The sequence below is a fragment of the Dyadobacter sp. CY347 genome (assembly GCF_021502655.1).
Classification (GTDB): domain Bacteria; phylum Bacteroidota; class Bacteroidia; order Cytophagales; family Spirosomataceae; genus Dyadobacter.
The window spans coordinates 42,853-57,673 of record NZ_JAKFFT010000004.1; the positions used below are offsets into that span (position 1 = coordinate 42,853).

The window sequence follows — 14,821 nt, forward strand, 5'->3', positions numbered from 1 at the left end:
GCATAACAAATCCGAACAAAAACTCCCTAACTCACCAAAACAACCATAAATCGAACCTATGTAAATACTTTCCGATCTCCATTTTTCTTTCCTGATGTCTGGTTTCTTTTTAGTGACCAGTGACTGTCTCACGTTCCGTGATTATACGGTTAAGCAACTTTTTTAATTTCTACTATTCAATCCAAATTTTAATCTATGAGAATTTCTACTGGATGGACATTTCGTGCTGTATCGCGATCTGTTGCTTCTCTTTTACTGGTTCTGATCGCCGTTTTAGGGGCTTATGCCCAGAATGTGGTTAAAGGAACAGTCAAAGATGATCAAGGAGTGGCCTTACCCGGCGTTAGCGTCGTGGTGAAAGGGACCACAGCCGGCACAGTTACTGACAATGAGGGCGTTTACTCCGTGGCTGCCGACAAGCAGGGCACATTAGTCTTTTCTTTTATCGGCTACCTGACCCAGGAGTTTCCTATTGGCAATAAATCAAATATTGACGTCAAGCTTATTTCCGACACCAAGGCATTGACCGAGGTGGTTGTTGTAGGTTATGGTACGGCCAAGAAAGCGACGCTAACCGGTTCTGTAACAGCCGTAAAGGGAGCAGAACTTGAAAAAGCGCCGGCTGCCAACTTATCCAACACACTGGGCGGTCGTCTGCCCGGTATTTCGGCTGTACAGGCAAGCGGCGAGCCGGGTAATGATGGTTCTGCCATCCGTATTCGCGGTACTAACTCACTGGGTAACAGCAATGCACTGATCGTTGTGGACGGCGTTCCCAACCGGAGCGGTGGTTTGGATCGTATCAACCCTGCGGACATTGAAAGTATCTCTGTTTTGAAAGATGCTGCGGCTGCTATTTACGGTTCGCGTGCGGGTAACGGTGTAATCCTGATCACGACAAAACGTGGAAAAACAGGCAAGCCGCAATTATCTTACGACATGAACTTCGGGGCTTCACAACCAACCAGAACGCCGGAAATGGCTAACGCCGAAGAATATGCGATCATCAGAAATGAATTGCAGATTTATGACAACTTGCCGGTAGGCGAGTGGGGTAATGCGTTAACTGGCTTTAACACAACAGGTTCTTATAAAAGGCAGGATAACGGAAACGTAATTAATGCCGTTTTCAAGCCTGAGGATATTCAGAAATTCAAAGACGGATCTTCGCCGCTTCTTTACCCCAATACAGACTGGTATGGCTCGGTAATCCGCAAATGGGCGCCGCAGCAACGCCATAACCTGCAATTGACAGGTGGCAGCGAAAACATTAAATATCTGGCTTCTTTGGGTTATATCAATCAGGAAGGTTACTACAAGAACACGGCGACGGCTTACAAGCAGTATGATATGCGTATCAATTTGGATACAAAAATCAACAAATACATTTCTGCGAACGTCGGTCTGACATTGCGTGAAGAAGATCGTAACTACCCAAGTGGTGGCAATGACGCAGGTCCGATTTTCCGGATGCTGATGCGCGGTAAGCCGACTGAAATCGCAATCTGGCCAAACGGAAAAGCCGGTCCTGACATCGAAAATGGTCAAAACCCAGCTGTAATCACTACAAATACAACAGGTTACGAGCGCGACAGAAGAGATTATATCCAAACAAACGGAGGTCTTGAAATTCAGATTCCTGGCGTTCCGGGGTTGAAAATCAATACAATGGCTGCATTGGACAAGCAAATCCGCCGTCAGAAAAACTTTGAAACGCCCTGGACATTGTATTTCTGGGATAAGAAAACTTTTGAAGCGGACGGCACATCGCCTTTGCTGACGGGAACAGTTCGTTCGACATTCAAAGATCCGCGTTTGACGGAATCTTCTTATCAGGAATTGTCCATTCAGTTGACTGGCCAGATGTCCTACGAGAAATCGATCGGTTCGCATAACTTCAATGTAATGGCGGGTGTGCAACGTGAAAAAGTGGATGGGGATGGTTTCTTCGCATTCCGTCGCTACTACATTTCACCGGTTGTGGATCAGCTATTTGCAGGAGGAACGCCTGAGCAGAACATCGGAAACTCAGGTTCTGTTACTGTGAATGGTGTAACAAACAATAATACGGATCTGTTTAGCAGAGCGCGTTTGAGTTATTTTGGTCGCGCTGGTTATAACTTCAAAGAAAAGTATCTGGCTGAATTCCTGTGGCGCGTTGATGGATCTTATGTGTTCCCAAAAGAAGGGCGTTTCGGTTTCTTCCCGGGGGTTTCGGCGGGATGGCGTATTTCGGAAGAAGCTTTTTGGAAAAACAGCGTGTCGCGCTTTGTTGATAACGTGAAGCTTCGCGGTTCATGGGGACAAATGGGTGCTGAGCCTTATTTCCTTGGAACAGAAACACTTGCGGAATATCAATATCTGTCCACAATGGGCTTCGGAAGCTACATTATCAACGATCAGGTTGCTAAAACCTTGCTGGAAGCACGTGTGGCGAACAAAAACTTTACCTGGGAGGTTGCGAATAACTCCAACTTCGGTATCGAAGGAACATTGCTGAACGACAAACTGGCATTTGAATTCGATTATTTTATAAACAACCGTTCTAACATCCTGATCCCAAAAGCGGGTTCTACGCCTTCTTCTGCGGGTATCGACGGAAAACTGCCTCCTCAAAACTTGGGTAAGCTGCAAAACAAAGGATGGGAGTTCAAGGTAAGCTATGATGGCAATGCGGGCGATTTCAACTATTCCGTAAGTGTGAATGGTGGTTATGCCAAAAACCAGATCAAATACTGGGATGAAACACCTGGTGCACCAGCTTACCAGCGTTCAACCGGAATGCCTTATAACTCATTCCTGGTTTACCAATTTGACGGAGCATTCAAGGACCAAGGCGAAATTGATGCCAACAAACTGGATTACTCGCCTATTACAGGTAACCTGAGACCAGGTGATATGAAGTTCAAAGACGTGAACGGCGATGGAAAGATCAGCGCTGATGACCGTTTGAGAACAGAAAAAGTGCAGCGTCCGTATTTCACAGGCGGTGCGTCTATCAATCTGGGTTACAAAGCATTTGACCTTTCTGTATTGTTCCAGGGAACGCTGGGCGGGCTTCAAGTCGTAGGCCTTACTGAATCCGGTGACATTGGCAACTACTTGAAATACGACTTCGACCACCGTTGGACCATTGATAACCCAACGAGCGAATATCCACGTCTGACAAACCGTAACAACCGGTATTATACCAACACGGGACAAGCGGGTATCAACGATTACTTCCTGAAAAGCAACAATTACCTGCGTGTGAAGAACATCGAGCTGGGTTACAACCTGCCATCTGACCTGGGATCGAAAATTGGTTTGAGCAAATTCAGGATTTATGTAAACGGATTGAACCTGTTCACTTTTGATAAGATCAAGGTTTGGGATCCGGAATCCACTAACACCAGTGGCCAGTACTATCCACAGGCAAGAATTATCAACGCCGGTCTACGTGTAGCATTTTAAAGACAATCGATATGAAATTGAAATATAAAAGTATATTCTTAATTGCACTGCTGGCCGGGTTATGGTCCTGCGACACTGATTTCCTGGATGTAACACCGCCAACCGAAATTCCAAGTGAAGAAGCCTGGAAAGAGGGACCGCTGGCAGAAGGTTTTGTGACGGGAATTTATGCAGGCCTTCAACAAGGTGGTTTCAGTGAGCAAATGCTTGCTTCCCTGACCGATGAAGCTGTTTTCACCCACACAGGACGTAACATTAACACGGTTAATGAAGGAAGTTTAAGCCCTTCTAACCTGGGTTGGGTGGACGCAACATACGGCTGGGGCCAGATGTACACTTACATCCGCGCTTCCAACCTGGCCATTCAGCAACTAGCCACGGCATCTTTCACAGACGAAACGCTTAAAGCACGTCTGAAAGGAGAGGCATACTTCCTGAGAGGCTATTATTATCATCAGTTGATCCGCTATTACGGTTCAGTGCCTATCATTAAAAAGGTGTATGCATTGAACGAGGATTACAGCGTTCCCCGTAACACATGGGATGAATGTGTCCAGTTGATCGTGAGTGACCTGGATAGCGCGGCAATGTTATTGGATGGAAAAACAACGGTAAAAGGCCGCGCAACGAAAGTTGCGGCACAGGCGCTTAAATCGAGGGTGTTATTGTATGCTGCAAGTGATTTGCATGATATGCCTACTGCGAAAGCAAAATCTGCTGCGCTGGCTGCATATCCGAATCCTGAATTCCTTGGATCTGTTTCCGGTGACCGCAAGGCGCGGTGGACAGCTGCACAGGCTGCTGCCAAGGCAGTTGTGGATGGTGGCAATGGTGCATACAAGCTGAATTTAACTGCTCCGGTAACAGCAGCAGAAGGAAGGGCCAACTATATATCCATTGCTATGGCAGGTGCGAGCGCAGACAAAACGCTCGACCCGTCCGCCGCCAGTGAAGTCCTTTTCGGACGCTATTTTACGCCAAGCTTATCAGAAGGCGCTCGCCAGACAGGTTTGAACAACGGCCCTAACGGTTACCACAACTGGGCTGGAAATACGCCGATAGGAACATTGGTTGATGATTACGAACTGATGGACGGAACGCCTTTCAGCTGGACAAATCCTGCGCATGCCAATGCCCCGTACAAAAACCGTGATCCTCGTTTATATGCAACGATTATGTATGACGGAGCAGACTGGAAACCACGTCCATCGGATGCGAAAGACCCTGCAAACCAGATTCAGACCGGTGCTTATGACCTGTTGGACGACAAAGGGGCATTGATCAACCGTAAAGGATTGGATACGCGCAGCAGCTCAATCGAAGACTGGAACGGAAGCCGGACAGGTTACTATATGCGCAAGTTTATTGATCCAAACCCTGCGTTGTACGATAACACCGACCGCCAGAACATTCCATGGCCTTTCATCCGCACAACAGAAGTGGTTTTCACCTACATTGAAGCGAGCATCGAGCTGGGCCAGGATGCGGAAGCATTGGCATGGCTTAACAAGATCCGGTTCCGTGCAGGTATGCCTGCTTTGAAAGTGAGCGGTGCTGCACTTAAAGAAGCATACCGCCACGAAAGAAGGATCGAACTGGCTTATGAAGAGCACCGTTATCATGACGCGCGCCGCTGGATGATCGCGAAGGAAACATTAGGGAGGCCTTTGGAATACATTAATGTGTTGGGCAAATTTAAGCCAGGCAAGTCGATGAAAGAGCCATATCATTACGATACGACCGTTTACGACTACACCTACACGCCGATCATCGAGAAATCGCATGAAAACCGCACGTGGGCTGATAAAATGTATTTCCGTCCGTTCAGCCGGGATGAGATCAACAGAAATTCCAAGCTGACACAGAATCCGGGATATGATAAATAGTTAGTCCTCGCTTTATTAGTAAATTTGTGAAACTATGTCTTCGTTATGAAGGCATAGTTTCTTTTTTATACAGTTCAACCTTCGTGACCCTATTATGAAGCGAATAAAATCCTGGATCCCAGGAGTTATCGTGCTGGCAATGAGTCTTGGTTTTACGGGATGCAATAAAACCGCAGATTCCGATAAACCCAAAGACGGTAAAAGCCAGACGCCTTTGTTCACCCTTTTACCCGCCGAAAAAACCAAAATTGACTTTGCCAATACATTAACCGAGGGCCTGAACACCAATGTGTTGATGTACGAATACTTTTACAATGGTGGGGGCGTGGCAGCAGGCGACCTGAATGGCGATGGGCTGGACGACATTTACTTCACGGGAAACATGGTGCCAAATAAGCTATATCTCAACAAAGGCCGCATGGTTTTTGAAGATGTTACCGCGACAGCCGGCGTTGGAGGCCGTGAAAGACCTTGGAAAACAGGCGTTACTATGGCGGATGTAAATGGTGACGGTAAGCTGGATATCTATGTGTGCTATTCCGGAAATGTTTCGCCGGAAAGTCTTAAAGGTCAGCTTTTTATTAATACAGGAAATGATGCAAACGGCGTTCCGCAGTTTGAAGAATCTGCTGAAAAATATGGTCTGGGTGCGCCTAGCAACAGCACGCAAGCTGCATTTTTTGATTTTGATAAAGACGGTGACCTGGATATGTTTTTACTAAACCACAATCCAAAATCGCTCCCGATCCTGGATGAGGCCAGCACGGCAGATATACTTAAAAAGGACGATCCTGTAACAGGCGTAAGGTTTTTTAAAAATGATCCGAAAGCAGACGGAACGCCTTACTTTACCGACATTACCAGAAAAGCAGGCATCCAAAGCTCGCCCCTGACTTACGGTTTGGGCATAGGAATCGCCGACGTAAACCAGGACGGATGGCAGGATATGTATATTTCAAACGACTATTCTGTCCCTGATTTTTTATATATCAATAACAAAAACGGCACATTCACCGACGCCCTGAATGCTTCCATCGGTCACACTTCCCATTCTTCCATGGGTAACGACATTGCAGACTTTAATAATGATGGCCTGCCCGACATTTTTACGCTCGATATGTTGCCTGAGGACAACCGCAGACAGAAATTACTCGCCGGGCTGGATAACTATGAGCTCTTTGATTTTAATGTCAAAATGGGTTTTAACCATCAGTATATGCGGAATATGCTGCAACTGAACCAGGGACAGGGCGGAAAAAGCAAACTGCCGGTTTTCTCGGAAGTAGGGCAATTATCCGGCGTTTCCAACACCGATTGGAGCTGGGCATCGCTGTTTGCGGATTACGACAATGATGGCTGGAAAGACCTTTTTATTACCAACGGTAACCTGCGTGATTTCACCAATATGGACTTCGTAAAGTTCATGGGCGACCACTTGAAGCGCATTGAAGGACAGGTTAAGCGTGAAGATGTGCTTAATATGGTGTATCAAATGCCTTCGTCCAACATGAAAAATTATTTATTCCAAAATAAAAAAGACCTGACATTTACCAACGTGGCCGACAATTGGGGATTAGGGGAAATTTCAAACAGCGGCGGCGCCGCTTACGCAGATCTGGACAATGACGGTGACCTGGATTTGATCGTCAACAACATTAACAAGCCCGCATTTATTTACCAAAATGATGGCGATAAGTTACTGAAAAACAATTATTTGAAAATAAAACTGGAAGGCGAGCGAGCCAACAAGTTCGGAGTAGGAGCGAAGGTTACCATTTATAGTAAAGACCAAAAACAATATCTTGAACAGATGCCGACGCGTGGTTACCAATCGAGCGTTTCGCCGGTTTTGCATTTTGGTTTGGGTAAGGAAAGCATTGATTCCCTGCAAATTGTGTGGCTCAGCGGTAAGCGTGAAAGCGTGCTCAAACCCAAGGTGAATGCAGTTTTGACATTAAGTGAAAAAAATGCCAAAGTGGTCAAATCAAACGCAGGATCGGCCAGTCCGCTTTATAATGCTGTTCAATCGCCGATCGCGTATTATGGAAAAGCGAGTAATACGAATGATTTCAAACGTCAGCCATTGCTGATTAACCCGATTTCTTTTTCCGGGCCTTGCCTGGTAAAGGGCGATGCGAATGGTGACGGTTTAGAGGATGTGTATGCAGGAGGAGGTTCACGAGAAGCCGGAAAGCTCTATTTGCAGCAGAAAAGCGGTTCTTTCACCAGCAAACCAGTGCCGGCTTTTGAAGCAGACAAGCAGAGTGACGACACGGATGCGGCATTCTTTGATGCAAATGGCGATGGTTTTCAGGATCTGTTCGTTTGCAGCGGCGGCTACGCGACATTTATGCCCGAGGATCCACTGTTGCAAAGCCGTTTATATTTGAATGACGGCAAGGGTAATTTTACCAAGAGCGCTGGTGCATTGCCCAAAATGATCACCAGCACAAGCTGCGTACGCGTTGCAGACATTAATGGGGACGGCAAGCCCGATCTTTTCGTAGGCGGTCGCGTGATCCCGGGACGATATCCCGAAACGCCCAGAAGCTACGTTTTAATCAATGATGGCTCAGGCAAATTTTCCGACCAAACCGCTAAGCTTTCTGCTGAACTCGCCAACATTGGCCTGGTAACCGATGCGGCTTGGACAGATTTGAATGGTGACAAAAAACCAGATCTGATCGTCGTAGGAGAATGGATGCCAATCACAGTTTATATCCATGTCAATGGCAAATTGGAAAACAAAACGACCACATATTTTGACAAACCATACAGCGGCTGGTGGAACAAAATATTGCTAACCGACTTGAATGGAGATGGTAAGGAAGATCTTGTAATCGGTAACTTAGGTCTGAACAGCCAATGCAAAGCTTCTGACAATGAGCCGGTTGAAATGATTTACAAGGATTTTGACGACAATGGTTCCGTAGATCCGATCATGAGTTTTTACATTCAGGGCAAAAGCTATCCTTATGTGACGCGTGATGAAATGCTCGATCAAATGAGCATTATGCGGACGCGTTTTCAGGATTACAAAGGCTATGCGGATGCGACTACGAAGGAAATCTTTACAGCTGATGAGCTCGAAGGTGCCAAGGAATTGAAAGCCAATTATCTGAAAACAGCCTATTTCGAACAAGGTGCCAATGGCAAATTCGCAGAGAAACCACTCCCTTTCCAGTCGCAGATCTCACCCGTATATACCATTACTGCCGTTGATTTTGACAAGGACGGGAACAAAGATTTGCTCCTTTGCGGCAATGTGAGCAAAGCGCGGCTGCGGTTTGGCAAGTATGATGCAAATTTTGGTGTTTTGTTAAAGGGAAATGGCAAGGGTCAGTTTGCTTACATAAAACAGGACAGGTCCGGATTCAACTTGAAGGGCGATGTGAGAAGTGTACTGCCGATTGGCGACAAGCTTCTGTTTGGGATAAATCAACAAGAAATTAAAGCATATCAAATTGGCAAAGTTCTTTAAAGGCTGGCTGGTCATGGCGGGCCTGTGCTTTTTTGCAAGCTGCAAGAAGGATTCCTCCGCAAAGATCAGTCCGGATGCGATCGGAAATGTGACCTTGCAAATGACAGACGTCATGATCCACGACGTGACCAATCCGCCGCTAAGCGCACGGTTTTTCGCGTATGCGTGCCTTGCAGGTTACGAAGTGGTGTCACAAAACGACACAGCTTACAAAAGCATGCACGGCATTTTGAATGATTATCCAAAAATGGAAAAGCCTGCGGTTGCTGCGTTTTCTTACCAGCTCAGCGCCGTTCTGGCCATGCTGGAAACGGCCAAAAAGATGCAGCCATCCGGCGCACTTTTACAGACATATCAAGCCAGGCTGCTGGATTCATGCAGGAACGAAGGCGTCAGTGAAGAAATGATCGCAGGCTCGCAGGAATATGCATTGGCGATCAGCAAGCAGATTTTGAAATATGCCAAAGCAGACAAATACAATCTGATCAGCAATTTCCCGCGCTACGAACCCAAACAGACTCCTGGAACCTGGTATCCGACGCCTCCGGGCTATTTCCCGCCCGTAGAGCCTTATTTTAAAACCGTCCGCCCATTTACGCTCGATTCCGCAGCACAATTCCGTCCTGAGCCGCCGGTTGCTTTTTCAGAAGACAAGAATTCTGCATTTTTCAAGCTGATGAAGCTCAATTATGATGATAAAAAAGAGCCTGCGCACAGGGTTATGGCGGCGTTTTGGGATTGTAACCCGTTTGCGTTGGAGAATAAAGGGCATTTGCTGGTTGGAATGAAAAAAATCTCCCCGGGAGCACATTGGATGGGGATTACCAACATTGCCTGCAAACAAGCAAAGTCCGATTTCTCAAAAACAATGCTGGTAAATGCTTCCGTCGCCATCGCATTAATGGACGGCTTCATGACTTGCTGGGAAGAAAAATTCCGCAGCAACCGCATCCGCCCGGAAACGGCCATCCGCAAATACATTGATCCAACCTGGACGCCGTTTTTGCAGACGCCGCCTTTCCCGGAATATCTAAGCGGCCATTCCGTCATATCCTCCGCCTCAGCCATTGTCCTGACCCATTATTTCGGCAATAAATTCGAATACACTGATACGGTCGAAGAGCGTTTCGGCCTGAAAGCCCGAACATTCCTCTCATTCATAGCCGCCGCAGAAGAGTCCGGCATGTCCCGTTTCTACGGAGGAATCCACTTCATGGACGCCATCGAAAACGGCCAGAAGCAAGGCGTTCAAGTCGGCGAATGGGTTGTTAGGAAGCTTGGTGATTGAGTGGTTTTTATTGGATTTACTAGGCTGGTGCATTAAGATCAATGTCCGTCTCTTCCAGCAAGCGTTTGGTATAACCATAACCAATCTCAAACAACTGCCCGGCTTTTCGGAAGTCGAAAATGCTGAATTTGCTTAGTTCTGGTGGTTCGATCAGGAGGTTGCATTTTTTGAAGCGTTCCTTGGTTTTGCTGTGCATGGCCAGGATCAGGCTGCGGTAGACGAGTTCTGTGGTTTTTTTTAGGGGCTTGTCCAGGGTGAATGGGTTGCAGTGAATGCCAATGATGAAGTCTGCTTCTTGCATAATGGGTTCGACGGGCAGATTGTTCAGCACGCCACCATCGACAAGTTCGCGGCCTTGAAAGCGGATGGGACTGAACAGGCCCGGAATGCAGCAGGAAGCAAGCACCGGAATAGCAAGTTCGCCGCTTCTGAATTGTAATTCTTCCCCGGAAACAATGTCGGTTGCTGTTACAATGAGGGGTGTTTTCAGGGATTCAAATGTGTTTTCAGGAATGTATTTGCGAAGCACAGCTTCCAGCTTATTCATATGCAAAAGTCCGTTTGCACCAAACCCGAACCTGATGTAGGGATAAAAACTGGTTTGAATGATCATCTCAATGATCTCGTCTGGCGCGTACCCGTGTGCGAGCATCGCGCCAACAAACGCCCCGGAGCTGGTGCCGCTGATCATGTTGGGCCTGATCCCTCGTTCCATCAGTGCTTTTATAGCGCCAATGTGCGCAATGCCGCGTGCCCCGCCCCCGGATAAAACCAGACCGATTTTCATACATTAACTGATAAAAGCGCTCAACGCACCGCGCTTACGGATCACAATTCCCTTTTCAGTTCGCTCCACGACGGCGGCTTCGAAAACAGGATCGTGCTCGAATATAATAATGTGCTTATCAGCGGCAGCATTTTGCAAAACTTCCTGCTTTTCCTGCATTGTAACCAGCGGCCGCATATCGTAACTCATGATCCAGGCCAGCGGGATGTGGTAGGAAGATGGCAGCAAATCCGCAGCATAAATGATTTTCTTATCCTGATAACGAATCACCGGCAACATCATTTGCTCCGTATGCCCATCCACGTGAATAAATTCAATGTTGGAAAATGGCGACTGATATCTGTTTATAAATTTCAACTGACATGATTCTTTCAAGGGAAGAATGTTCTCCTTCAAAAAAGAAGCTTTTTCGCGCGGATTAGGCCTAATAGCCCATTCCCAATGTGCTTCGTTTGACCAGTAAACAGCATTCGGAAATGTGGGAAGCAGTTGCGACCGTTCTTGATTATATTGCACGGCGCCGCCGACATGATCAAAATGCAGATGGGTTAAGATGACATCCGTAACGTCAGTAACATCATAGCCGCAGTTTCTGATGGAGGAAATCAAACTTGCATCGCCATGCAGATCATAATGTCCGAAGAATTTCTGATCCTGCTTATCCCCGAGTCCGGTATCGATCAAAATAAGCTTTCCGTCATCTTCGACGAGCAGGCAGCGCATAGCCCAGGTGCAGAGATTTTTTTCATCGGCCGGATTATGCTTGTTCCAAAGCGATTTGGGAACCACTCCGAACATTGCGCCGCCGTCCAGTTTAAAGAATCCAGTGTCTATAATGTGAATGTTCATATCGGAAAGTTACCTAAATCAAACGCACTTCAAAATTTTCGGCGAGTTAATCCATGTTTAAATTGAATGTCACGTATGACAATGGGGCGTTATAATTGTATTAATTTGTAATAACTGTAATAATGTTTTGGTGATGCTAAATCCATCAATAGAATATTTGTAAAAACTAATGTTCCTCGCTACTTTTCGATTGTATCATCTACTATTCCAACCTTAATGAACCGCAGAAATTTTTTCGAAAAGGCAATTCCCGCCAGTTTTGCATTGGGCACCATTGCGTCTTCCTGTGCACCCAAAACACAGCAATTTTATCCGGATAAACATTTTCACATCGGAAGAGGTTATCATCAGATTCCTAAATTAAGGCTTTCAATGGACCGTATCGTTAAAGAAACAGTTGGTTTACGCCCGTTTCGTGCTTCTGGTCCGCGACTGGATGTGGAGCAGCTGGGCAACAAGACCATTGTGCATAATTACGGACATGGCGGCAGCGGCTGGTCGCTTTCGTGGGGAACCGGGAACATTGCGCGGAACAATGTGCTGGCTACGAACGAGAAGAAAGTGGCTGTGATCGGCTGCGGGACAGTGGGGATTGCAACGGCGCGCCTCTTGCAGGAAAGCGGTTGTGAAGTGACCATTTATACCAAAGACGTTCCGCCAAACATTACGAGTAACCTGGCAACGGGAACATGGTCGCCCGCTTCACGCGTTTGTGATGTGAAGGTGGCCAAGCCTGAGTTTAAGGCAGTTTGGGAAGAAGCAACGCGCTTTTCGTTTCGTCGGTTTCAGTTTTTTCTGGGACTAAATGACATTGCCTGCTGGGCTGAGGAATATGGGGTTTTTAAACAAATGCCCGTTTACACGCCCGGCGCCGGGGGAGAGGATTTCGAGATCCACGGTCTGATTCCCGAACGGGTAAAACTGGAAGCAAAGGAACATCCCTTCAAAGCGGATCATGTGACCAGACGGACGAATTTAATGTTTAACATTCCAAGTTATCTCAGGCATCAGCTGGAAGATTTTGTCATGTTTGGCGGAAAAGTAAAAATCCAGGAGATCAAAAAACTGGAAGATATTGATGCATTACCCGAAAAAGTGGTGGTGAATTGCATGGGATTGGGCGCAAAACCGGTGTTTAACGATCAGGAACTGACGCCGGTTTCGGGCCAGCTTTCTTGTTTAATCCCGCAAAGTGACGTGAATTACAAACTATATACCCAGGGCGCAAACTTCATTTCACGCAAAGACGGCATTTACATCGGCAGCAATGGGATCGTCGGGAATTGGGATACGACGCCGAGTAAGGAGCAAACTGAAAAAACGGTTGGGATACTGATGAAGCTCATGGAAGATATGAAGGGATAGTTACTGCGGCTTCGAAACCTCTTCTTTCAAATGATAACGTCTCCGTATCTCATTGACCAGGAATTTTTTCTGGGCAGTGAAACTGTCGGGGTGCATGGTGGTGAACAGCTCTTTCCATTCCGCGTACCGGGCCGGATCTACGGTGCTGAATGTTTGCTGATCAATTTTTTTTAACCTTAAATACTCTTCAAATTCCATTATCCCGATTTTTTCGCAATATATGCGCATACTTTTGCATATCATTTAAAATCTGAATTTGAATATGAAAATTGACCTGCGCAGCGATACAGTCACCAAGCCAACGAAAGAGATGCAGCAAGCCATGTGGGCGGCGGAAGTGGGTGACGATGTATTGGGCGACGATCCTACGGTAAATGCTTTACAGGAAAAGGCGGCTAAGCTGTTTGGAATGCAGGAAGCGCTGTTTTGTCCCTCGGGAACAATGACCAATCAGCTCGCGATCCGCGTGCACACGCAACCGGGCAGCGATGTGATCTGTGATCAATATTCACACATTTACTTATATGAAGGCGGCGGCATCATGCTCAATGCGCTGTCGTCCGTAAAACTCCTCGACGGCGATCGTGGCAGGCTCACAGCCAGACAGGTTGCAGCTGCGATAAGCCCGGAGCACGACATTCATTCGACAGTAACGCGTCTTGTTTCACTGGAAAATACAATGAACAAAGGCGGCGGCTGTTATTACGATTTCGCTGAGATTGAAGCGATCAAGAAAGTGTGTCTGGAAAGGAACATTCCCTTGCATCTGGACGGCGCGCGGCTTTTTAATGCATTGGCGGAAACGGGCGAAAGTCCTTTGCAATATGGTCAGGCCTTCGATAGCATCAGTATTTGTCTTTCAAAAGGACTGGGTTGTCCTGTTGGATCATTGCTTTTGGGGACACATGAAGTGATCAAAAAAGCGAGACGTTTTCGCAAAGTAATGGGCGGCGGCTGGCGTCAGGCTGGTTTTCTGGCGGCAGCTGGCATTTATGCGCTGGATAATCATGTAGAAAGGCTGAAAGAAGATCACGAGCGGGCAAGGGCAATCGGTGAAATGTTTCGGCATTTGCCCGAAGTGGAAGAGATCTTTCCCGTTGATACCAATATCGTCATTATCCGAATTGCGGAGCGCATTTCAGAGATCGATTATGTAAATAAACTGGCCCGGCACGGCATACTGGCAGTCACTTTTGGTAAAAATCTCGTCCGCTTTGTCACTCACCTGGATTTCACGGACGATCATTTGCATGAATTGATTACACGGATCAGGTCAATTTAAACTTCCGGAATCACTTCTTCGTACTCGTATTCAGAATTGGGTCCCTGATAAATCACCTTCATACCCGCCAGATCGGCCACATACGTGTGTATGCCTGCCGCACCTATCTCACGCAGGAATGTCGGGTAGTCCGTAACACCTTCCTGATTGCGTTTGATAGCTGTTTTCACAGCTTCCAGCTCGAATGTTTCAGCGCATTCAAATTCCGGAATGTCGCCTTCGATCACCAGCTTATCACCAATAACGGATGTATAAGTACGTCTGTGGTTTCCTACCTTAATTTCATAATTGTCAACACCGATGGCTTTCAGGTTTTTGACGAAATAAGGGTAAGCCTGCCCGACAGATCGCTCTTCGGCAGATTTTATTAAGTCGTCGGTCAATTCTACCATATGCATAATAGTATGCGTTTAAATTTTTTGTTAAACAT

10 protein-coding genes are annotated in these 14,821 nt (G+C 46.8%); 6 read left to right on the plus strand and 4 right to left on the minus strand.

Annotation, left to right across the window (positions count from 1 at the left end; all coding sequences use genetic code 11):
• Nucleotides 1-195: 195 nt before the first annotated feature.
• The 4 genes from L0659_RS08355 (at nt 196) to L0659_RS08370 (ending at nt 10,108) form a co-directional block, all read left to right on the plus strand.
• Nucleotides 196-3,453: a TonB-dependent receptor gene (locus tag L0659_RS08355; protein WP_235125380.1), complete on the plus strand. Its 3,258-nt coding sequence runs from the start codon at nt 196-198 to the stop codon at nt 3,451-3,453.
• A gap of 11 nt (nt 3,454-3,464) precedes the next feature.
• Nucleotides 3,465-5,339, plus strand: coding sequence for a RagB/SusD family nutrient uptake outer membrane protein (locus L0659_RS08360; RefSeq protein WP_235125381.1), 1,875 nt, complete (start codon nt 3,465-3,467; stop codon nt 5,337-5,339).
• Nucleotides 5,340-5,433: 94 nt separating this feature from the next.
• Complete coding sequence (locus L0659_RS08365; RefSeq protein ID WP_235125382.1) at nt 5,434-8,820, plus strand: VCBS repeat-containing protein; 3,387 nt, start codon at nt 5,434-5,436, stop codon at nt 8,818-8,820.
• Nucleotides 8,804-10,108: a vanadium-dependent haloperoxidase gene (locus L0659_RS08370; protein ID WP_235125383.1), complete on the plus strand. Its 1,305-nt coding sequence runs from the start codon at nt 8,804-8,806 to the stop codon at nt 10,106-10,108. The genes L0659_RS08365 and L0659_RS08370 overlap by 17 nt, the downstream gene beginning before the upstream one ends.
• Nucleotides 10,109-10,127: 19 nt before the next feature.
• On the opposite strand, the gene L0659_RS08375 is transcribed toward L0659_RS08370, so the two are convergent.
• Both L0659_RS08375 and L0659_RS08380 read right to left on the minus strand, forming a co-directional pair.
• On the minus strand, nt 10,128-10,895 hold the full coding sequence (locus tag L0659_RS08375; protein ID WP_235125384.1) for a patatin-like phospholipase family protein: 768 nt from the start codon (nt 10,893-10,895) through the stop codon (nt 10,128-10,130).
• A gap of 3 nt (nt 10,896-10,898) precedes the next feature.
• The gene (locus tag L0659_RS08380) at nt 10,899-11,744 is read right to left on the minus strand and encodes an MBL fold metallo-hydrolase (protein ID WP_235125385.1); all 846 of its coding nucleotides are present in this window, start codon (nt 11,742-11,744) and stop codon (nt 10,899-10,901) included.
• A 216-nt stretch (nt 11,745-11,960) separates the two neighbouring features.
• On the opposite strand from L0659_RS08380, the gene L0659_RS08385 reads away from it, so the two are divergent.
• Nucleotides 11,961-13,109: an FAD-dependent oxidoreductase gene (locus tag L0659_RS08385; protein WP_235125386.1), complete on the plus strand. Its 1,149-nt coding sequence runs from the start codon at nt 11,961-11,963 to the stop codon at nt 13,107-13,109.
• On the opposite strand, the gene L0659_RS08390 is transcribed toward L0659_RS08385, so the two are convergent.
• Nucleotides 13,110-13,307, minus strand: coding sequence for a hypothetical protein (locus L0659_RS08390; protein WP_235125388.1), 198 nt, complete (start codon nt 13,305-13,307; stop codon nt 13,110-13,112).
• 64 nt (nt 13,308-13,371) lie between these two features.
• Here L0659_RS08390 and L0659_RS08395 point away from each other — a divergent pair, with 64 nt between their 5' ends.
• Nucleotides 13,372-14,391 (plus strand): low specificity L-threonine aldolase, encoded by a 1,020-nt coding sequence (locus tag L0659_RS08395; protein ID WP_235125389.1) that lies wholly within the window; start codon nt 13,372-13,374, stop codon nt 14,389-14,391.
• Here L0659_RS08395 and L0659_RS08400 read toward each other — a convergent pair.
• Entirely contained in the window at nt 14,388-14,789 is a 402-nt protein-coding gene (locus L0659_RS08400) for a DUF1398 family protein (protein ID WP_235125390.1), read from the minus strand. The genes L0659_RS08395 and L0659_RS08400 overlap by 4 nt on opposite strands.
• Nucleotides 14,790-14,821 lie beyond the last annotated feature (32 nt).

What these genes read in the sequence shown, in the direction of transcription:
- L0659_RS08355 (WP_235125380.1), top strand. Translation starts at nt 196, where the DNA reads ATGAGAATTTCTACTGGATGGACATTTCGTGCTGTATCGCGATCTGTT.
- L0659_RS08360 (WP_235125381.1), top strand. Translation starts at nt 3,465, where the DNA reads ATGAAATTGAAATATAAAAGTATATTCTTAATTGCACTGCTGGCCGGG.
- L0659_RS08365 (WP_235125382.1), top strand. Translation starts at nt 5,434, where the DNA reads ATGAAGCGAATAAAATCCTGGATCCCAGGAGTTATCGTGCTGGCAATG.
- L0659_RS08375 (WP_235125384.1), bottom strand. Translation starts at nt 10,895, where the DNA reads ATGAAAATCGGTCTGGTTTTATCCGGGGGCGGGGCACGCGGCATTGCG.
- L0659_RS08380 (WP_235125385.1), bottom strand. Translation starts at nt 11,744, where the DNA reads ATGAACATTCACATTATAGACACTGGATTCTTTAAACTGGACGGCGGC.
- L0659_RS08385 (WP_235125386.1), top strand. Translation starts at nt 11,961, where the DNA reads ATGAACCGCAGAAATTTTTTCGAAAAGGCAATTCCCGCCAGTTTTGCA.
- L0659_RS08390 (WP_235125388.1), bottom strand. Translation starts at nt 13,307, where the DNA reads ATGGAATTTGAAGAGTATTTAAGGTTAAAAAAAATTGATCAGCAAACA.
- L0659_RS08395 (WP_235125389.1), top strand. Translation starts at nt 13,372, where the DNA reads ATGAAAATTGACCTGCGCAGCGATACAGTCACCAAGCCAACGAAAGAG.
- L0659_RS08400 (WP_235125390.1), bottom strand. Translation starts at nt 14,789, where the DNA reads ATGCATATGGTAGAATTGACCGACGACTTAATAAAATCTGCCGAAGAG.